Origin of the sequence: Sutcliffiella horikoshii, assembly GCF_002157855.1 — a bacterium.
Classification (GTDB): domain Bacteria; phylum Bacillota; class Bacilli; order Bacillales; family Bacillaceae_I; genus Sutcliffiella_A; species Sutcliffiella_A horikoshii_C.
Genome location: NZ_CP020880.1, coordinates 3,391,082 through 3,411,431, shown reverse-complemented (window position 1 = coordinate 3,411,431; position 20,350 = coordinate 3,391,082). Strand labels below are relative to the sequence as shown.

Below are 20,350 nucleotides of genomic sequence, written 5' to 3'. Positions count from 1 at the left end.
TTCATCATCCTATTCTTCCATTACCTCTTCTGCAATGGTTGTATTTACTAACGTATCGTATTCCACGTATTGTGGAAGTTCGCCGGCTGTGTCCATGATGTTCTGTAGGTTATCCCACTCCTCTTGATCTAGAATAGGGTCAGTAGCGAAAGAGCCTTGACTCTTATAGCGGTCCACAACGGTTTCGATTAATTCTACCGATGTATCTTCAAAATATGGCAGAATGACTTTGGCAGTTTCAGATGCCGGGTTATTTTCCACCCATTGTTGAGCTTTGTAGAGCGCACGGGTGAATTTCTCTGCTGTCTCAGGATTCTCTTTTAGATAGCTTTCTTTTGCCATAAAGGTCGTATATGGCAGATGACCTGATTCTTCTCCAAAGGAAGCGACGATATATCCAATGCCTTCCGCTTCGAAAATACTTGCTTGAGGTTCGAATAACTGAACGAATTCACCTGTGCCGGAAGCGAAGGCACTAGGAATGTTTGCAAAATCAACGTTTTGAATAAGGTTTAAATCGTTTTGTGGGTCAATGCCATGCTTTTTGAGGGCGAATTCTCCTGCCATTTGTGGCATGCCACCTTTACGCTGGCCAAGGAATGTACTGCCTTTTAAATCATCCCATGTGAAATTATCTAATTTTTCTCTGGACACTAAAAAAGTTCCATCTGTCTGTGTCAACTGGGCAAAGTTGATGATTGGGTCATTGGAGCCTTGGGCATACACATAGATGGACGTCTCAGAACCCACCAATGCCACATCCGCACCATCAGCCAATAAGGTGGTCATCGTTTTATCGCCACCCCAAGTCGTGGTCAGTTCCACTTCCAATCCTTCTTCTTCAAAAAATCCTTTTTCAATCGCAACATATTGGGGAGCATAAAAAATAGAGCGGGTAACTTCAGCAATCCGGACCTTCTCTGTTTTGCTGCCACCGCAAGCTGCAAGGGCAGCGATTAAAGCAAAGGATAATAAAATACTTAATGCAATTCTTAAACCTTTCATGTTCAACCTCCTCAGAAATTGTGGGCATATGCTTTGTATGTTTTTATAGATTAGCGTATGATTTGGGCTAAATATGTGTGAATGCCTAGTGCGTCAAAAGGGGGCAATATTTTGCAAGACGGGATGATTGTTGAAAAAACTCCATATCCATCACCAAGTCCGCATATCAATGTTTTTACTGTGACCTATATTAGCGATGGGCTGAAGGTTAAGGGATTGATGGCAGAACCAAAAGCGGAAGGGCATTATGATGGATTTTTATATTTAAGAGGTGGCATAAAAAACGTCGGACAGGTTCGTGTTGGCCGCATCGTTCAATTTGCTTCAGAAGGCTTTGTGGTGATGGCCCCATTTTATCGTGGAAATCAAGGCGGAGAGGGAAATGAGGACTTTGCTGGAGATGACAGGGAGGATGCGTTTTCTGCTTATACGCTGTTAGCAGGCCATGTAAAAGTGAAGGCAGGTCGCATTCATGTGTTCGGTTTCTCTCGTGGGGGTGTAATGGCCCTGATGACAGGGATTGAGTTCCCTGAAGTGTGTTCGGTTGTTTCTTGGGGCGGAGTTTCCGATATGTTTCTCACCTATGAGGAGCGAGTGGATTTGCGTCGTATGATGAAACGGGTAATTGGAGGGACTCCGAATAAGTATCCAGAACGATATGAGTGGAGGACACCATTGCTGGAGCTTGAGCGGCTAAATGCACCTATATTGATTATTCATGGGGAGCAGGACAAGAACGTTTCTATTGAGCATTCTTATAGGTTGGAAAAGTGTGCGAAGGAGATGGGGAAGAAGGTGGAGGCGTGGTATTATCCGGAGTACACGCATTATTTTCCGCCACAGGAAAATCGGAGGATCGTTGCGCGGTTGACAAGGTGGATGAAGGAACAGTGAGAGAGTGTGTGGCGTTGGCTGGCTCCTTCCAAGTAAGAGATGGGTTCTCAACGCCCGAATCGGCATGTGAGAAGGGAAAACGGTAAGAGAGGAGGCTTCTCAACGCCCGAATCGGCATGTGAGAAGGGAAAACGGTAAGAGAGGGGGCTTCTCAACGCCCGAATTGGCATGCGAGAAGGGAAAACGGTAAGAGAGGGGGCTTCTCAACGCCCGAATCGGCATGCGGAAAGGGGAAACGGTAACAGAGCGAACTTTCTATACGCCCAAACGCCCGTTAAAAAGAGGAAAACGGTCAAATAGAACGGCACTATACGCCCGAACGCACATTAGAAAGAGGAAAACGGTCAAATAGAACTTTCTATACGCCCGAACGCCCATTAGAAAGAGGAAAATGGTCAAATAGAACGGCACTATACGCCCGAACGCCCATTAGAAAGAGGAAAATGGTCAAATAGAACGGCTCTATACGCCTGAACGGCCGTTAAAATGAGAAAAACGGTTAAATAGAACGGCTCTATATGCCCGAACGCCCGTTAAAAAGAGGAAAATGGTCAAATAGAACAGCTCTATATGTCCCCAATAAAACAAAAAGCCAACCAAGTCTATCACAGCCTTGGTTGGCCTAAAATGTTTCTTATACCGTAGGTCCGCCTAACTCAAGGACTTCCGCTGGTACATTTTCAAACTTTTTGAAGTTCGCTTTAAACTTTCCTGCAAGCTCGCGTGCAAATTGGTCGTATTTCTCTTCGTTATGCCATGTTTTCTTCGGTTGCAGTACTTCGTCAGGTACACCTGGAACATGTACTGGGATGGAAACGCCGAAATATGGATCCATTTCCACTTCCACATTTGTCAGGTCGCCTTCAAGCGCCGCCTGAACCATAGCTCTTGTGTAGGAAAGCTTCATGCGGCTTCCAACACCGTACTCTCCACCAGTCCAACCTGTGTTAACAAGGTAAACCTGTACATTGTGCTCATCAATTTTCTTCCCAAGCATTTCTGCATAAGTCGTAGCAGGAAGTGGCAAGAATGGGGAACCGAAGCAAGTAGAGAAAGTTGCTTGAGGTGAAGTGATTCCGCGCTCTGTGCCTGCAAGTTTACTTGTGTAACCACTTAAAAAGTGGAACATAGCTTGTTCTTTAGAAAGCTTAGAGATTGGAGGCAATACGCCTGTTGCATCTGCTGTTAAAAAGACGATCGTATTTGGATGACCGGCAATGCTAGGTTGAACGATATTGTCCATTGCATCCAATGAATAAGCTGCACGTGTATTTTCAGTTAACGTGGAGTTCTCATAGTCAGCAATTCTAGATTGACCGTCAATGACTACATTTTCAAGGACGGAGCCAAAACGGATCGCATCAAAGATTTGTGGTTCTTTTTCATGAGTCAGACCGATGCATTTAGCATAGCATCCGCCTTCAATGTTGAATACGCCTGTATTAGACCAGCCGTGCTCGTCGTCACCGATCAATTTGCGGTTAGGGTCAGCAGAAAGCGTCGTTTTTCCTGTGCCGGAAAGACCGAAGAATAATGCTACATCGCCTTCGCGTCCTACGTTTGCCGAGCAGTGCATTGGCATAATGCCGTTTTCCGGTAGAAGATAATTCATTACAGAGAAAATGGACTTTTTCATTTCGCCTGCATATTCTGTACCACCGATCAGTACAATGCGCTTGCTGAAGGAGATAATGATGAATGCTTCTGAATTTGTTCCGTCTACAACAGGGTCCGCTTTGAAGTTCGGAGCGGAAACAATGCTGAATGCGGTTTCATGTTTTGCCAATTGCTCTTCATTTGGCTTGATGAATAACTGTTGTGCAAAAAGATTGTGCCATGCAAATTCGTTGATAACCTGGATTGGCAATTGATATTTTTCATCAGCGCCTGCGAATCCTTTAAATACGAATACTTCTTCTTTGTTTTCTAAGTATGTGAGAACTTTGTTATAAAGGCGATCAAAAACATCTTCAGAGATAGGAGCGTTGACGGTACCCCAGTCAATTTTATCTTTGCTGATTTCTTCTTCTACTATAAATTTATCTTTAGGGGAGCGACCCGTGTATTTACCAGTCGTTGCGAGTACTGCACCAGTTGAAGTGAGGCAGCCTTCGTTACGGTTTAATATCTTTTCTACCAATTGAGGAACAGACAGTTGAACATGCGTGTTGCTTCCGTATATTAATTTTGTTAACCCATTATCAATCCCAACCGTTTTCATCATGGATAACTCTCCTTTGATTATATAATTTGCTTATTTATTTTCTCATCTGTTAAAAAGTATAACACATTTAACTTAATAGTCCATACTAATTAGCTTATTTTATGAAAATTAATAGGAATTCGTTAACATTTTGTGAAAAAGAGGCTTATCCGAGTGGAAAAGCAATACCCTAAGAGGTTGAAAGCGTTATCATTTTAGCGCTTGTCCACTAAAATCTCTGGTGAACTTCCTACCTCATTATAAACCCTGTCATCAAGAAGTAAAAGGAAATGATATAGTGATTTTCAAAGATAAAAGACCTACATATAAGTAAGCAATTATTTCCTGTAAATTGATGTCGAATTATTTCTCTTTTTTGTTGACATGAAAGGTTTTAGTGCGCTAATATAGAACCTTGAACGGATACTCTTATTCCGAGCTGGTGGAGGGACAGGCCCTATGAAACCCAGCAACCTGCTCAAAGGATGAGCGAGCGCGAAAAAGCACGCCGCTGTTTTGTATTAGGCCAAGTCTTTGGTCGCTTGAGAAAAGGTGCTAAACCTGAGCAAGGCTATGACCTTGACCGATAAGAGTGAAAGGCTAAATCTCGACATCAAACCTTTCCTCAATTTTGTGGGAAGGTTTTTTCTATTTTTACACAAGATAACATAGAACATCACAATAGGAACTGAGATCCGTATCAAATATAACTGCTGTGCGTGAAGAGAAGTCAAACGCTTTTCATAAACAAAAAAGGAGGAACTTTTTTTAATGACTAAACAACGTCGTTTATTTACTTCTGAGTCCGTAACGGAAGGCCACCCGGATAAAATTTGTGACCAAATTTCCGATTCTATCCTGGATGCAATTCTAACAAATGATCCGAATGCACGTGTAGCGTGTGAAACATCCGTTACTACTGGATTGGTATTGGTAGCTGGAGAAATTACAACTTCCACTTATGTAGATATTCCTAAAATTGTTCGTGAAACAATCCAAGGCATCGGTTATACTCGTGCAAAATACGGTTTTGATGCGGAAACTTGTGCAGTACTTACTTCCATCGATGAGCAGTCTGCTGACATTGCAATGGGTGTTGACCAAGCTCTAGAAGCTCGTGAAGGTCAAATGTCTGATGCAGAAATCGATGCAATCGGAGCTGGAGACCAAGGTCTTATGTTCGGATTTGCTTGTAATGAAACAAAAGAATTAATGCCATTACCTATTTCACTGGCGCACAAGCTTTCTCGCCGTTTAACGGAAGTAAGAAAAGATGAGGTTCTTCCTTACTTACGTCCTGACGGTAAAACGCAAGTGACAGTGGAATATGATGAGAACGACCAACCAGTTCGTATCGATACAATCGTAATCTCTACACAACATCACCCAGAGGTTTCCTTGGAGCGTATCCAACGAAACATCAAGGAATACGTAATCAAGCCAGTAGTTCCTGCTGAATTGATTGACGAGAATACAAAATACTTCATCAACCCAACTGGCCGTTTCGTAATCGGTGGACCACAAGGGGATGCCGGTCTTACAGGACGTAAGATCATCGTTGATACTTACGGTGGATACGCTCGCCACGGTGGTGGAGCATTCTCCGGTAAAGATGCAACAAAAGTAGACCGTTCTGGTGCTTATGCTGCACGTTATGTGGCTAAAAACATCGTAGCTAGCGGACTTGCTGACAAATGTGAAGTTCAATTGGCTTACGCAATCGGTGTAGCTCAACCGGTATCCATCGCAGTTGATACTTTCGGAACTGGTAAAGTTTCTGAAGAGAAATTGGTTGAATTGGTTCGCAATAACTTCGACCTTCGTCCAGCAGGAATCATTAAAATGCTAGACCTTCGTCGACCTATCTACAAGCAAACTGCAGCTTACGGCCACTTCGGACGTAATGATCTGGATCTTCCTTGGGAGCAAACAGACAAGGCAGATGCTTTGAAAGAGCAAGCGAACGCTTAATATAGTTAATAAAGAAAACCGCCCGAGAATGAGGCTCATTGAGAGTCCTATTCTAGGGCGGTTTTTAGTTCTAAAGGATTTCTTCTAATTTTAAATATAAAGAATCTCTTTCTGTTTCTAAAATGGTTAGTTCATCTTGTAGCCTTTGAAGTGTAAGTAAATCTTCTTCATTATTCATCAGAGTTTCCAACTTAACTATCTCTGTTTCCAAATCTTCTAATTGCTTTTCGAATTCTTCGTAGTCACTTTTTTCGCTCGCTTCAGAAATGGATTGCTTTTTCTTCTGCTCAATTTTGATGATTTCAGGTAGTTCTACAACCTTTTTCCTCTCCAATTCCTCCCGCTTATCACGCGCATACTGATAGTTTCCTTCAAAGGTAACGAGCTCTCCATCTTCTAACCAGCATGTTTTTCAAAATATTTATTTAAGAAGTAGCGGTCATGGGAGACGGCGATGATGGTACCGTCGAACTCATCTAAAGCTTCTTCTAGCACTTCGCGGGAATCTATGTCTAAGTGGTTTGTCGGCTCATCTAATATCAGTAAGTTGATGTCTTGGTGCATGAGCTGTGCCAGGCGCAGGCGCATTTTTTCACCTCCGCTTAAATTCTCCACCTTTTTGAATACAGCAGGTCCATAGAATAGGAATTTTGCTAATACATGTCTTGCTTGTTCCAATGTGATCGAAATGTCCTCACGGAAAGCTTCTATTAATGTTTGTTTTGGATTACTGGCCTTGATGTGCTGAGAAAGATAACCGACTTTTGCATTACTGCCAAGTTTCACTAAACCACTATCCGCATCTAGTTCTCCAAGTAATATCTTTAAAAGAGTAGATTTACCAGTACCATTTTGACCTACAATGGCAGCCCGCTCTCTAAAATAAACCGAAAGATCAATTTCTTTGAAAAGTTCTTTCTTATCAAATGCTTTACTTACCTTTTCCATAATGACAACATCTTTTCCGCTACGATCTGCGGAATCAAATTGAAGACCCATTGCCTTTCTTTCCAGGATAGGACGCTTTAACTTTTCCATTCTATTTAATGCTTTTTCCATGCTTTTCGCACGACGGTGCATGGCAGCGTTAGGTGGGTTGCTCTGATTCGCCCATTCCTTCAATCTTTTGATAGCCTCTTTCATTTTTTTGATTTTTTTCTGTTGTTCTTGATAAGCAGAGAACTCCAATAGCAGACGCTCTTCTTTTTCCTTCAGGAACCCACTGTAATTGGTGTGATAAGTGTGAATCTCGCCGTCCTCTAAATCAATTATTTTCGTTGCTACTTCATCAAGGAAATAGCGGTCATGGGAGATGGCAACAACTGTTCCATCATAATCTTTAAGATATTGCTCCAGCCACTCTACAGAAAAGATATCAAGATGATTGGTTGGTTCATCAAGCAATAAAACATCAGGGTTTTGTAAAAGGATATAGCCAAGGCATATCTTTGTTTGCTCCCCGCCACTCAAGCTTGAGAATGGCTGAGGGAGCAGGTGTGTAATCTTCAGACCATTTGCAATACGCTGAATAGAGGCATCCATTTCGTAGCCTCCCATAAAACCAAACCGTTCTTGCAATACGCCATACTCCTTCATAATCTTGTTTAATTGGTTTTCTTCAGCAACCTCCGCCATTTGGTTCTCTAATGCCCGAAGCTTATGTTGCAATTCCACAGTTTCCTTGAAAGCCGAAAGCAACACATCTTCTCCGGTTGTCCTGTCAGGGTAGGAGGGGATTTGAGCAAGGTATCCGATTTTAGCGCCTTTTTTTATATGAATAGCTCCTTTATCAGGAGCTTCCAAACCACTGATCAGTTGAAACAGTGTCGTTTTTCCGCTTCCGTTTCTGCCAACAAGACCAACGCGGTCGTTTGCCTGGATTTCCATGGAAACATTCTCAAAAATCATCGTGCCTGCAAAACTTTTACTTATATTATTTAATGTACATATCATCATGTTTTGTTCACTCCTTCAGAATTAGAACGCACAAAAAAACCATGAGTAAGAAGAAGTCTTCTTTCCCATGGTTTTATAAAGATGCAGAATATACTAACTATGCATCTGGTGTGCTGTTGGGTAAAAGATTCTTACTATCTGTTCTTTCTATTCAGCTGTCTAAAAATGGACATACGTGTCCCGTTGGTAGCTGAATCATGAAAAATTGCACGACAAATATGCAAGTATGCCATGTATTGTGTGCGAGCATTAACAGATAGTAACATCTTTTTCCCTCCTTCCGAACAAGTAAGATAGATATAGTATATAATATTCCATTTTAATGTTGCAAATTTTTTTGCAATTTAACCGCTCAAGAGGAAAAGGAGGCGCAATGGCCTCCTTTTCCTACGCAAGTATTTGAAGTTTTTGTGGCTCCAAAGCGGCTTTGTAGTCCTGGAGGAGTCTCTCAAAAATGGTGTCCCAAGATTGCTCTAAAGCATAGTGCCGCCCGGCATATCCCATTTGCTCTCTTTTTTCATCGTCTTCTATAAGACTGGTGATGGCAGAAGCGAACGAAACAGCATCATTTTGGTTGCACAGATGGCCTGTCACCCCTTGATTGATAATTGTTTTGACACCGCCTGCATTGGCACCTACAACTGGGGTTCCGGATGCTAAAGATTCCAACACAACATTCCCAAAGGTTTCGGTAGGAGAAGGGAAGACAAATACATCCGATCCAGCATAGATTTCTGCCAAGTTTTGTCCAGACTGAAAGCCCGCGAAACTCATATTGTCGGGGGCATCTTTATGCAATTCTTGTTTTAATGGGCCATCACCAACTATTAACCAGTGCACATCATGACGAATGGATGGGGGCAGGGAAGCTTGAATTTTCGGAAGCAAGGTTACATCTTTTTCAGGGGCAAGCCTGCCCACGTATGTTAGGATATGTTTTTCTTTAATGTTGAATTTGTTTTTTAAAAGTTGGGAGGATGTCCGTGGATAAAATATGGAACAGTCGACTCCTCTAGGCCAGATGGCAGTATTGGTGATTCCATGTTTGTTGAGGTGATTCTGGGTATCGGTGGATGGAACGAAAATTTTCCGCAATGGTCGGTGAAACCAACGCATATAACTCCATAGCACTTTTGTCAGAAATTGAAGGTCGTAGTATTCGAGGTATTTGTCAAAGTCAGTATGGTAAGACCCAACTACAGGTATGTCGAGTTTTTTTGCATAGTGAAGTCCGCAAAGGCCGATATTAAAGGGAGTTGCAACATGAATGAGGTCTGGCTTGAATTTTAAAAGCTCAGCCTTCACGGACAACATATTTGGCAATGCAAGACGACATTCGGGATATAAGAAAAATGGAAGACTTGCAAAGCGGTGGACCTGGCTGGAAAAAAGGTCTTTGTTCGTACTTTCTGGTGCAAATACGCGATATTCCAGTCCTTTGTTGTCCAAGTAATTGGTGAATCGCTTTAACGTTTTGGCGACACCGTTGACATCAGGTGCAAAAGTGTCTGTGAAAATGGCAATTTTCATAGTGAGTGAACCTCCTTCTTTTTATGAGAATAGGGGAACAACTAATAGATAAGATACCATCCCTGTGCTGCTACCGAGTATCATTCCAACGGCAACATCAGATGGATAGTGAAGTCCTAGATAAATCCTTGAGATGCCTACACATAGCGCCAGTGGAACTAGGAGGGTTGCCAGTGGCGGGAAATATAAGACAAAAGGAATAATACTTGAGAAAATGGCTGTTGTATGACCGGATGGAAAGGAATGATCTTTAAGCGGGTTTGTCGCGACCTTTATTTCAGCAAGTGCAAGATATGGTCTGCGTCTTGGGTAAAGTTTCTTTGCAACAGCTACGGGAATATGACTTAGCGCCAATGATAGGCCCGCTGCAATCGCTGTATGTTTAAGGGAATAATTGCTGAAGATAATCAACAGTAGGAGGCTGCATATGGTAAACGTGGCTCCGCCTACATGTGTGATGGTGCGGAAAAAGAAATTCACATACTTTCTGTCAAAATGACGATTTACACTGCGAAACAAATTGCATTCGAATTCGTAGAAATTAGCTAGTAATTTGACCATCATCAGGGCTCCTTTTTAGCTAGGGTTTATTCTTATTATTTATTTTAGATGGAATATATTTAGGAAGTTATAAGTCTATGTAAAGAATGGGTAAGAATTTGGTGGCGGAAAATTTACAGAAATTTTAGAATAAAAAACACCACCCGGGTTTGGGTGGTGTGTGTGACATTGTATTAACGGTTAATCTCCGTTCTAGGCGCTTCGCTTTCCAGTGGGCGGTCCGTGAGCCTCCTCGGGCTGCGCCCTGCGGGGTCTCACCTGTCCCTTCCTCCCGCGGGCGTCTGCGCGCCTTCCACTGCGATTAACTTGTGTATACCTTTATCCAATAGATTAATTATCAGTTCTGTACAGATTTGTAGAATTGGCCTTTTTCAACATATTCTCGGCGGATGCGGGCCATGTCTTGTTTGTCTTCTTCTGTTAGTTCTCGGACTACTTTGGCGGGCCGGCCAAATGCGAGAGAGTTTGGGGGAATGCGTTTTCCAGGAGGAACAAGGCTGCCGGCTCCGATGAAAGCTCCTTCTCCAATTTCTGCTCCGTCTAAGATGATGGAGCCCATGCCAATTAAGGCGTTTTTGCGAACAAATGCGCTATGTAGTGTACATTGATGCCCAACTGTGACATCATCTTCTATTATCAATGGCTTATTTGGACTTTGATGAAGCAGGGATTGATCTTGAATGTTTACTCGGTCTCCGATAATGGTCGGTGCCACATCGCCGCGAATGACGGTATGAAACCATATGCTGCTTTCTTTTCCGATGGTCACATCACCTGTAATCACCGAAAAGTCCGCCAGATAGGCAGTTTCATCAATCTGTGGGTTTTTATCAAGATATGGGTATATTTTATACATAAGTTCCTCCAGCTTGTAAGAAATGGTTGTTTTATTTTATTATATCAGAAAGAATTTCATTTTTGAGGGAGTGTTTAGAGATGTGGAAGTGGGAGGCGGAAGATCCGAAAGGCACCATCGTAATAGTCCATGGCGCACAGGAACATCACGGGAGATACACATGGTTGATGGACCAGTGGAAAACAAACGGATTCAATGTCATTATGGGAGATTTACCCGGGCAAGGACTTTCCACACGTAGAAGAGGACATATCGATAATTTTGATGAATATATAGAAGAAGTAGAAAAGTGGATCAAAGAGGCGTACCTCCTGAAGCCGCCTGTCTTTGTTATTGGCCATAGCATGGGAGCCCTTGCTGTTATCCGAACACTGCAGGAAAAGAAACCGTTGATGGTGGATGGTGTTATTTTATCTTCACCGTGTTTGAAACTGTTGCATCATCCAACTAAAGGGCTCGATGTTCTTTCAAAAGGTCTTAACTTTATCCTGCCAAAAACAAAGTTCAAGACAGGTTTGACGATTGATAAAGCGACAAGGAACGAAGAGATTAGAAGAACAGCTGCAGGAGATGAGCTATATATCACGAAAGTATCTGTTAGATGGTATCGTGAACTTGTTCAATCGATGAATCAGGCATTCACGGGGATTGAGAAGTTCCCGGATGTTCCTGTTTTGCTTTTGCAAGCAGGAGATGATTTGATTGTAGATAAGTTTGCATCAGAAACATGGTTTAATTCCCTTTCTGCTAAAGAGAAAACGTATAAGGAATGGGAAGGGCTATATCATGAAATATTCAATGAACCAGAGCGTGCCCGCGTGTTTCGGTATGCAAAAGCTTTTGTGGACTTACAATTAGAAGGAAGTGATTAAATTTGAAGGTACCCACCCATCCTTTTTCTTTGATGAAAAGAGTGTATCGAGATGTGTTTCCCGTTGTATTTCAGGAGTTGGAGCATTGGAAAAAGCGAGCGTCTGACATTCCGGACGAGGAGCTCCGCAAGCAGGCATTGGCAAGTATTGAAACGAAAGCTTTCCACTGTGAAGGTGGCGGTATTCTATCGTTGCTTGCAGGGGCTGATTTTCGTGAAGCGGTGAAGTTTATCGTTGCTTATCAGACGATCAGTGATTATTTGGATAATCTATGCGACAGAAGCACATCATTGGATCCTGAAGACTTTGCTGCACTGCACGAATCCATGCCGGATGCGTTGACTGTAGGAGCACCTTTGAAAGAATATTATCGATTTCGGGAAGAGCAGGATGATGGAGGGTATCTGGCGAGCTTAGTGACGACCTGTCAAGAAGTGCTGGGGTCTCATCGTAATTATGAATGGATAGCTCCGCACCTAGTGAGGCTTGCCGGTTATTATTGCGATTTGCAAGTACATAAGCATGTGATCGAAGAAGAACGGGTGCCAAGGCTTGAAGAATGGTTCGCTCTTCATAAGGAAGAGCTCCCGCCAATGAAATGGTATGAATTCTCGGCATGTACAGGGTCCACTCTAGGGATATTCTGTCTGGTTTCTCAAGGATACCGCGAATCTTTTACATCCCAACATGCCGTGAAAATAGTAGGTGGCTATTTTCCTTATATTCAGGGGCTGCATATTCTTTTGGATTATTTCATTGACCAGGAGGAGGACGTGGAAGGCGGGGATCTTAATTTCTGCACATATTTTGAAAGTGAATCTGTGTTTATGGACAGGTTACGGCATTTTATGGAGCAGGCGGACGTTTATACAGCCGGATTGCCATTTGAGAAGTTTCATCGCTTGATAAATCGCGGACTGCTCGGTGTCTACTTGTCAGATCGTAAAGTCCATGACTGCAAAGACATCTCCTCCATGGCCAAAAGCATCATTAAAGCAAGCGGCGGCACCGCCTACTTCTTCTACATGAACGGACGGGCATACCGCAAATTCCAAAGCTGGCGTGGCGCATAAAGAAAGTGCAGGAACGCGAGCTTTAGTGATTTAGAGAACAGAAGAGGGGTCTGACCCTCTATGCGTTAATGCAATAAAGGAACCGGCACTCAAGCCGGTTCCTTTATTTTTTTTCGATTGCGATAATAAATGGTGGGTTGTTGATTTGGTTCATGAAACGGTATTGGAGGACGTGGGCTTTTTTCTGGTCAAGTTTGGTAACGTAGTCAAGCAGGGCGTCGCGTTCGACTTGACCTTCTGGGTGCCCATGGTAGATGACGATGACGATAACCGCCTCTTTTTCCATTACGGATAATAGGTTGTCCACTGCTTCAATCGTACTTTCCGGAACGGTTACAATTTCTTTGTCGCCGCCAGGAAGATAGCCAAGGTTGAAAACGGCTCCTCTGATTTGACGATGTTTTTCTGAAGGAATGCGATTCAAAACCTCTGCATGACTGTCTTCAAAAAGGGTGACTCGTGACTCTACACCATGTTCGGCTAGTAAAGTTTTCGTATTCGATAGTGCTTCCGCCTGAATATCAAAGCCAAACACATGACCATTTTCTCCGACAAGCTCTGAGAGGAAGAGGGTGTCATGGCCGTTTCCGACCGTACAATCCACAGCTATATCCCCCTCAGTTAAGGCAAGCTTCATGATTTTTTTACTGTAAGGTAATACTCGTTCCAACTTCATCGTTCATCACCACCAACGTCACCACTAACATAGAATTTCCCCTGCCAGCTATCTCGTCTTTTCAACTCTGCATCAATGGCATTCAATACAGACCACTTATCCACACTCCACATAGGACCAATCATAATATCAATAGGACCGTCTCCAGTAATACGGTGTACGATCATCTCAGGCGGTAAGATTTCTAGCTGATCACAAACAAGCTGAATGTAATCATCAAAGGACAGAAACTCAAGCATCCCTTTTTCATATTGCTTCACCATCGGAGTCCCCTTCAGAAGATGCAACAAGTGAATTTTGATTCCCTGCACATCTAGCTTCGCAACAGCCTCTGCAGTCTCCATCATCATTTTGTTATCTTCAAGCGGAAGACCATCAATAATGTGGGAACATACACGAATACCGTGTTTTCGAAGTTTGTTGACGCCTTCCACGTATGTTTCAAAGTCATGTGCACGGTTGATCAAGAGCGCGGTACGTTCATGAACTGTCTGCAAGCCAAGTTCCACCCATAAATAAGTGCGTTCATTCAGTTCTGCCAAATATTCAACCACATCATCAGGCAAGCAATCTGGACGTGTTCCGATCGAAAGTCCGACTACCCCTTCTTGCTTTAGCACCGTTTCGTACTTTTCCCTAAGAACTTCTACAGGGGCGTGAGTATTGGTGAAAGCCTGAAAATAGGCCATATACTTACCGTCTTTCCATTTGTGATGCATTTTATCTTTTATTTCATTGAACTGTGTCACTAAATCATCTGCTCGATTTCCAGCAAAGTCACCAGATCCAGCGGCACTGCAAAACGTACAGCCACCATGTGCCACTGTGCCGTCACGGTTCGGGCAATCAAAGCCGCCATCTAACGCAACCTTAAACACCTTATGTCCAAAATGATTGCGAAGATGATAATTCCAGGTGTGATATCGTTTATCTTCAACGGAATATGGGAACGGATTTTTTTTCTTCATGTTGTTCATCCGTACTCCTCCTCTTTTTTATCCATTATTGCTAACAAACCATTTTAGCATGTAAATTGCTTCTGCTTCAATGCTGCCCATTTTTTTCGCATGGACTTAAGAAAAATGAGCAAAATAAAGCCGAGTACACAGAAAAAATGTGGGGTGAATGGAATCATGGCAACTAGAGAATCTGTTGAACAGTTTATACAACAATGTGAAGATGCACTGCGCAATGCACATGCGCAGTACACAGAAGCAAAACAATTGGAACACTACAATGATACAGAGTTTTCGAGCGCTCAAGAGCAGATTGAGGCAACTTATAATGACTTGATGCACCTTTCCCAAAGTTGTAATGCACAACAACGTGAGCAATTGAACCGTATGCGTCTTCAATTGCAAAACCTGCAAAATGAAATGACTCTATTAAGACATTAAGGGAGGCTTCTAATTATGAAAAAACGCTCTAAACAAAATAACCCGGAACAAAAAACGAGAAATGCCGAAAACACTGCAATCGAAATGGGTGCAGAATATAATCCGGTGAAAGAAGTAAAGCAAAAAAACCTTAAAAAGTCCCAGCCTGTCCGCTCCAAAAATCATAGCGAAAATGAATAAAAAAGCAGCCTAAGTGCTGCTTTTTTGTTCGTCCCAAAAGTCAGAATACATACACTTTCAAATTTGAAGTTTTTTATATTGAAACTCCCTTCAAAACGGATTACAATTATTTTGGATTTCGAAATAATTTGGTTGAAGGAGGGCATGTGGAAATGCGAAAAATGCCCAGAGCCCTTTGGTTATTAGTTATTGGAATGGCAATAAACGTAACAGGGGCTTCTTTTTTATGGCCGTTAAATACAATATACATTCATGACATTCTCGGAAAATCCCTGTCTGTAGCGGGTCTTGTGTTAATGGTCAATGCTGGTGCCAGTGTCATCGGCAACCTGATGGGTGGGATCCTTTTTGATAAAATCGGTGGCTACCGTTCGATTTTGTTAGGCATTTCCATCACTATTACAGCATTAATTGGAATGACCATTAATCACTCATGGACTTTTTATGTGGTGTACCTCACCATCATTGGATTTGGTTCAGGAATTGTTTTTCCCTCCATGTACGCAATGGCGGGTTCTGTCTGGAAGGAAGGCGGACGCAAAGCATTTAATGCCATGTATGTCTCACAGAATCTCGGAGTTGCCATTGGTGCGGCACTAGGAGGGCTAGTTGCCGACATCCGTTTTGACTACATATTCCTTGCGAATACGGTCACATATGCGGTATTTTTTACAATAGCTCTTTTCGGGTATCGGAAAATCCAGGCAAACCCGACAAGCCAGACTTCCATTCTTGATCAGAAGAAGAAAGTAAAAGACCACACGAAACTTTATGCTCTGTTAACGGTATGTATCGGTTATTTGCTTTGCTGGATGGGTTATGTACAGTGGCAGACGACTATCGCGACACATACGCAATCGCTTGGCATATCGCTTAAACAGTACAGCATTTTATGGACAATCAACGGGGCAATGATTGTGTTAGCGCAACCTATCATTTCATGGATAGTAAAAAAATACACAAAAACGCTGAAAACACAGATTATCGTCGGATTGGTCATTTTCATTATTTCCTTTGCGGTAGTAGGAGTTGCGGAGCAGTACACGGCTTTTGTTGCAGCCATGATTATCATTACTATTGGTGAAATGTTCGTTTGGCCGGCCGTGCCGACAGTTGCAAACCAGCTCGCTCCAAAGGGACGTGAAGGATTCTATCAAGGAATTGTCAATTCAACGGCAACAGGAGGACGAATGCTCGGACCATTCATGGGTGGAGTATTGGTGGATCTTTCCGGCATGGGGATGCTGTTTGGAGTGTTGATGGCCTTCATGTTGGTCGCGATTTTTACTACGTCTATTTATGATCGAAAATTAAAAGCAACTGCTACAAATGTACCTGAACTATCTAAAAGTGCATCCTAAAACAAACAACCTAAACGGTGCGATTCCTTAATAGGAATCGCACCGTTTTTTCGTCCATTTCTATTGACATAAAATATCCAAATATGATAATTATTTTATAGAGTATTAGCACTCGTAGTCTGAGAGTGCTAAAATATAATCATACATATTTGGAAGGAGAAATCAGAACATGACAAAGAAAGAATTCCAAGCTGAATCAAAACGACTGCTAGAAATGATGATCAACTCCATCTACTCTCAGCGTGAGGTTTTTCTAAGAGAGCTTATTTCCAATGCAAGTGATGCGATGGACAAAATTTATTATCGTGCATTAACAGATGATTCTCTTACATTTGATAAAGACAACTACTTTGTAAAAGTCATCCCAAATAAAGAAAATAGAACCTTAACTATTGTGGATACAGGGATCGGGATGACTAAAGAGGAATTGGAAGCAAACCTTGGCGTTATTGCGAAAAGTGGCTCCTTGGCTTTTAAGAAAGAAAATGAAATTAAAGACGGACATGACATCATCGGTCAATTTGGTGTAGGCTTCTATGCGGCATTCATGGTTGCGGATGTAGTGACGGTGACTAGTAAAGCTCTTGGCAGCGATGAAGCGTACAGATGGGAATCAGAAGGTGCAGATGGCTACACAATCGAACCTGCCGAGAAAGATTCTATAGGTACGGAAATCGTTCTGAAAATAAAAGAAAATACAGAAGACGAAAGCTATGACGAGTACTTAGAAGAGTACAGACTAAAGTCCATCATCAAAAAGTATTCCGACTTCATTCGCTACCCAATTAAGATGGATGTAACAACTTCCAAACCGAAAGCGGACAATGAAGAAGAACTGGAAGAAGTGACAGAAGAGCAAACCATCAACAGCATGGTGCCGATTTGGCGTAAAAATAAATCTGAACTGACAGACGAAGATTATGAGAAGTTTTATAATGAAAAGCACTATGGTTTCGATAAACCGTTAAAGCATCTTCATATTAGTGTAGATGGAACGATTCGCTATAACTCTATTCTATATATCCCGGAGAGCATTCCATTTGATTATTATTCCAAGGAATTTGAAAAAGGCCTGGAGCTATATTCAAGTGGCGTACTGATCATGAACAAGTGTGCGGACTTACTGCCTGACCATTTCAGTTTTGTAAAAGGACTAGTAGATTCTGAGGACCTGTCTCTAAACATCTCTCGTGAAATGCTGCAGCAGGATCGTCAGCTGAAATTCATCGCGAAAAACTTGGCTAAGAAAATCAAGAGTGCCTTGCTTGGCATGATGAAGGACGAGCGCGAGAAATACGAGAAATTCTTTGAAGCATTTGGCCGTCAATTAAAGTATGGAGTTTATGCCGAATACGGCGCTAACAAAGAGCAGTTGCAAGACTTGCTGATGTTCTATTCTTCCACAGAGAAGAAACTTGTGACGTTGGATGAGTATATCTCCCGCATGAAAGAGGACCAAAAGTACATTTATTATGCAACCGGTGAGTCCAAAGAAAGAATAGAAAAGCTTCCACAAACCGAGCTTGTTTCGGACAAAGGATACGAAATGCTTTACTTCACAGAGGACATTGATGAGTTTGCAATCAAGATGTTGATGAATTACAAAGAGAAAGAATTTAAAAATGTATCAAGCGGAGATCTTGGCATTGATTCAGAAGAAGATGACAAGCAAACGGAATCCGAGCAGGAAGCAAACAAGGAACTGTTTGAAGCGATGAAGGAAATCCTTGCTGATAAAGTTTCAGCGGTGAAGGTATCCAAACGCTTAAAAACACATCCAGTTTGTCTATCTACAGAAGGAGAAGTAACTATTGAAATGGAGAAAATCCTAAGCTCGATGCCGGATAATCAGAATATCAAGGCTAACAAGGTACTAGAGATCAACACAAACCATGATGTGTTTGCGTCGTTGAAGAGTGCGCATGAAGGCGACCGTGAGAAACTGGCGTTGTACACGAATCTATTGTACAGCCAAGCGCTGTTAATTGAAGGATTGCCGTTAGAGGATCCTGTTGAGTTTACGAATGATGTTTGTAAAGTGATGGTATAAGAAATAGTTTATATAAAAAAGGCCGATTCTGCTCTTTAACGAGTAGGGTTGGCTTTTTTGTATTATGTGGTTTCGGTTGATGTAGTTGTGTGACTTGAACTGTAATTTTCACGAAAGAATTTTCTCAAAGGAATTCTCCCATCAAACAAGAATACATAAGAGAAGGAAACTTGAAGGAGGAAACTGAAAAATGCAAAAAACCATTCCGATCAAAAATCAAATGAACGGCGTATTTATTCATGTTGCAAATCTCCAAAAGTCTGCAGAATGGTACACCAACCTGTTGGGGGTAGAAGTGGACCTTGATACTGTCGAGTCTCCTGTGTATAACATCCCCTTGAAGGGAACGACTTCCCTGACACTTGATGATCATAAATTTGATCCTACGTTTAAGCGTGAACCAAGCAGCGCACCATTGTTTAATTTTTACTCACCGGACATTGACGAGGCATATCAATTTATTCAGAACAAAGGAATTGAAGTGGTACGTGAAATAGAACAGGTGGGAGATACGGCATGGTTTAATATCAAGGATCCTGATGGGAACGTGGTGATGATCTGCAACTGCTGATGAAAAGTGAGGGAATCGATCAATCTGTCATTCTCCTCCTGTTCCATAAAGTACCTAGTTACCCTATATAATTAAGTAAGCTCAAAAACGTTCATAGTTCATTAACAGAGAATGTGGTCTTTCCATGTTCTCTTTTTGTTGTCCAAAACTTCTATTTATCAAATGTATTCTTATTGTAATATAACTTCAACTTTTTTCCTTTTTCTTCAAGGAATATGGATACCTATCACTTTCTGATATTACATAAGTCTTTAGTTGGGACATAAACAATGAATATCTTGGAATTTTTATAGACATCACAACTTAAGCCCCGTTTTAGACAAAGGTTAATTGGTTATATACCTACTAAGCTAATTAAATAAGAAAACTTTGATCATATGACTACATTTCTAAAATGGAAAGGAGCAATACGTAAATGAGTGTTCAAAAAAGTACGGACAGTTCCAGTCTTGCAGAAGTTATTGATCGGATTCTTGATAAAGGAATCGTTATTGACGCATTTGTAAGAGTTTCATTGGTGGGAATTGAAATCCTTACAGTAGAAGCACGGGTGGTTATTGCAAGTGTGGATACATGGTTAAGATATGCAGAAGCGGTAGGCCTATTACGTGATGAGGTTCAAGAAGAGGGTCTCACTAATAGAAATCAAGAAGGCCAATTCAGTTTTTAATCAATAAAGAACAAACACAGAAGGGATGAGGTTGATTTACATGGCAGTAAAAGAAAAGAATGAACAACAAGAAGAACAGAATGAACAACAAGAAGAAAAGAACGATAATAGCAATTACTCTATCAATTTAGCAATTGTTGGAGGAGTGGTAGGTGCTGGCATCGGTCTCCTTTCTAGTCCAGGAACAAGTAAAAAGCTTTTTAAAAATATTAGCCAATCAGAAGTGGTAAAGGTTGCCGGTAACCAACTAAGAAGATCAGCCCAAGAAATGCTGGCCGCACAGGCGCAAAATGGAATCAAACAATTGGCTTCCGGATATATGGGGAAAAATGTGGTAAGCCTTATGAGTCCATTAAAAAGTGATGAGAAAAAGAAATCAAAAGCCGATGACGCTTCTTCTGAATTGGACGAAATCAAGGAAGAAAACAAAAGCATTAATAACCGACTTGATAAAATCGAAAACATGCTGGGTGAATTAGTAGATTCAAAGAAATAATCAGTCCTCTTTCGATGAATCCAAAGGT

20 protein-coding genes, 1 pseudogene and 1 riboswitch are annotated in these 20,350 nt (G+C 41.8%); of the genes and pseudogenes, 11 read left to right on the top strand and 10 right to left on the bottom strand.

Annotation, left to right across the window (positions count from 1 at the left end; translation table 11 throughout):
- Positions 1-9: 9 nt before the first annotated feature.
- Positions 10-1,005 carry an ABC transporter substrate-binding protein gene (locus B4U37_RS17450; protein ID WP_088019271.1) on the bottom strand — a complete coding sequence of 332 codons (996 nt, stop codon included), beginning with the start codon at positions 1,003-1,005 and terminating at the stop codon, positions 10-12.
- A 123-nt stretch (positions 1,006-1,128) separates the two neighbouring features.
- Between B4U37_RS17450 and B4U37_RS17445 the strand changes: the two genes are divergently transcribed.
- The gene (locus B4U37_RS17445; RefSeq protein WP_088020348.1) at positions 1,129-1,899 is read left to right on the top strand and encodes an alpha/beta hydrolase family protein; all 771 of its coding nucleotides are present in this window, start codon (positions 1,129-1,131) and stop codon (positions 1,897-1,899) included.
- 634 nt (positions 1,900-2,533) lie between these two features.
- On the opposite strand, the gene pckA is transcribed toward B4U37_RS17445, so the two are convergent.
- Positions 2,534-4,120, bottom strand: a complete 1,587-nt coding sequence (pckA, locus tag B4U37_RS17440; protein ID WP_088020346.1) for a phosphoenolpyruvate carboxykinase (ATP) — start codon at positions 4,118-4,120, stop codon at positions 2,534-2,536.
- A 408-nt stretch (positions 4,121-4,528) separates the two neighbouring features.
- A riboswitch (SAM riboswitch) is annotated at positions 4,529-4,695 on the top strand.
- A gap of 178 nt (positions 4,696-4,873) precedes the next feature.
- On the opposite strand from pckA, the gene metK reads away from it, so the two are divergent.
- Complete coding sequence (gene metK, locus B4U37_RS17435; protein WP_088019270.1) at positions 4,874-6,073, top strand: methionine adenosyltransferase; 1,200 nt, start codon at positions 4,874-4,876, stop codon at positions 6,071-6,073.
- A gap of 70 nt (positions 6,074-6,143) precedes the next feature.
- Here the strand turns inward: metK and B4U37_RS22730 are convergent, their stop codons facing one another.
- The 6 genes and pseudogenes from B4U37_RS22730 to B4U37_RS17410 form a co-directional block, all read right to left on the bottom strand.
- Positions 6,144-6,407 carry a hypothetical protein gene (locus B4U37_RS22730; protein ID WP_425444119.1) on the bottom strand — a complete coding sequence of 88 codons (264 nt, stop codon included), beginning with the start codon at positions 6,405-6,407 and terminating at the stop codon, positions 6,144-6,146.
- Positions 6,408-8,029, bottom strand: a pseudogene (gene abc-f / locus B4U37_RS17430) (ribosomal protection-like ABC-F family protein); the annotation flags it as partial.
- A gap of 134 nt (positions 8,030-8,163) precedes the next feature.
- Positions 8,164-8,295: an RAxF-45 family protein gene (locus tag B4U37_RS22615; RefSeq protein ID WP_088019269.1), complete on the bottom strand. Its 132-nt coding sequence runs from the start codon at positions 8,293-8,295 to the stop codon at positions 8,164-8,166.
- 121 nt (positions 8,296-8,416) lie between these two features.
- On the bottom strand, positions 8,417-9,559 hold the full coding sequence (locus tag B4U37_RS17420) for a glycosyltransferase family 4 protein (protein ID WP_010195286.1): 1,143 nt from the start codon (positions 9,557-9,559) through the stop codon (positions 8,417-8,419).
- 21 nt (positions 9,560-9,580) lie between these two features.
- A complete protein-coding gene (locus tag B4U37_RS17415) occupies positions 9,581-10,120 on the bottom strand; it encodes a phosphatase PAP2 family protein (protein ID WP_088019268.1) in 540 nt (179 codons plus the stop codon).
- A 337-nt stretch (positions 10,121-10,457) separates the two neighbouring features.
- Positions 10,458-10,976, bottom strand: a complete 519-nt coding sequence (locus B4U37_RS17410; RefSeq protein WP_088019267.1) for a gamma carbonic anhydrase — start codon at positions 10,974-10,976, stop codon at positions 10,458-10,460.
- Positions 10,977-11,056: 80 nt separating this feature from the next.
- On the opposite strand from B4U37_RS17410, the gene B4U37_RS17405 reads away from it, so the two are divergent.
- Complete coding sequence (locus B4U37_RS17405) at positions 11,057-11,848, top strand: alpha/beta hydrolase (protein WP_088019266.1); 792 nt, start codon at positions 11,057-11,059, stop codon at positions 11,846-11,848.
- A 2-nt stretch (positions 11,849-11,850) separates the two neighbouring features.
- Positions 11,851-12,921 (top strand): tetraprenyl-beta-curcumene synthase family protein, encoded by a 1,071-nt coding sequence (locus B4U37_RS17400; RefSeq protein ID WP_088019265.1) that lies wholly within the window; start codon positions 11,851-11,853, stop codon positions 12,919-12,921.
- Positions 12,922-13,024: 103 nt separating this feature from the next.
- On the opposite strand, the gene mnmM is transcribed toward B4U37_RS17400, so the two are convergent.
- Positions 13,025-13,597, bottom strand: coding sequence for a tRNA 5-(aminomethyl)-2-thiouridylate-methyltransferase MnmM (mnmM, locus tag B4U37_RS17395; RefSeq protein ID WP_088019264.1), 573 nt, complete (start codon positions 13,595-13,597; stop codon positions 13,025-13,027).
- Positions 13,594-14,565, bottom strand: a complete 972-nt coding sequence (gene mnmL, locus B4U37_RS17390; protein ID WP_029326454.1) for a tRNA modification radical SAM protein MnmL/YtqA — start codon at positions 14,563-14,565, stop codon at positions 13,594-13,596. Before mnmL ends, mnmM begins: the two co-directional genes overlap by 4 nt.
- A gap of 165 nt (positions 14,566-14,730) precedes the next feature.
- On the opposite strand from mnmL, the gene B4U37_RS17385 reads away from it, so the two are divergent.
- The 7 genes from B4U37_RS17385 to gvpT all read left to right on the top strand — a co-directional run bounded on the left by B4U37_RS17385 (position 14,731) and on the right by gvpT (position 20,322).
- Positions 14,731-14,994 carry a YtzC family protein gene (locus B4U37_RS17385; protein WP_088019263.1) on the top strand — a complete coding sequence of 88 codons (264 nt, stop codon included), beginning with the start codon at positions 14,731-14,733 and terminating at the stop codon, positions 14,992-14,994.
- Between the two features lie 15 nt (positions 14,995-15,009).
- Positions 15,010-15,174, top strand: a complete 165-nt coding sequence (locus B4U37_RS17380) for a hypothetical protein (RefSeq protein ID WP_010195300.1) — start codon at positions 15,010-15,012, stop codon at positions 15,172-15,174.
- 161 nt (positions 15,175-15,335) lie between these two features.
- A complete protein-coding gene (locus B4U37_RS17375; protein WP_187442466.1) occupies positions 15,336-16,535 on the top strand; it encodes an MDR family MFS transporter in 1,200 nt (399 codons plus the stop codon).
- 169 nt (positions 16,536-16,704) lie between these two features.
- Complete coding sequence (gene htpG / locus B4U37_RS17370; protein ID WP_088019261.1) at positions 16,705-18,585, top strand: molecular chaperone HtpG; 1,881 nt, start codon at positions 16,705-16,707, stop codon at positions 18,583-18,585.
- Between the two features lie 190 nt (positions 18,586-18,775).
- Positions 18,776-19,156 carry a VOC family protein gene (locus tag B4U37_RS17365; protein WP_088019260.1) on the top strand — a complete coding sequence of 127 codons (381 nt, stop codon included), beginning with the start codon at positions 18,776-18,778 and terminating at the stop codon, positions 19,154-19,156.
- Positions 19,157-19,571: 415 nt separating this feature from the next.
- A complete protein-coding gene (gene gvpA, locus B4U37_RS17360) occupies positions 19,572-19,826 on the top strand; it encodes a gas vesicle structural protein GvpA (RefSeq protein WP_088019259.1) in 255 nt (84 codons plus the stop codon).
- A gap of 40 nt (positions 19,827-19,866) precedes the next feature.
- Positions 19,867-20,322, top strand: coding sequence for a GvpT/GvpP family gas vesicle accessory protein (gvpT, locus tag B4U37_RS17355; RefSeq protein ID WP_010195312.1), 456 nt, complete (start codon positions 19,867-19,869; stop codon positions 20,320-20,322).
- The last annotated feature ends 28 nt before the right edge of the window (positions 20,323-20,350 follow it).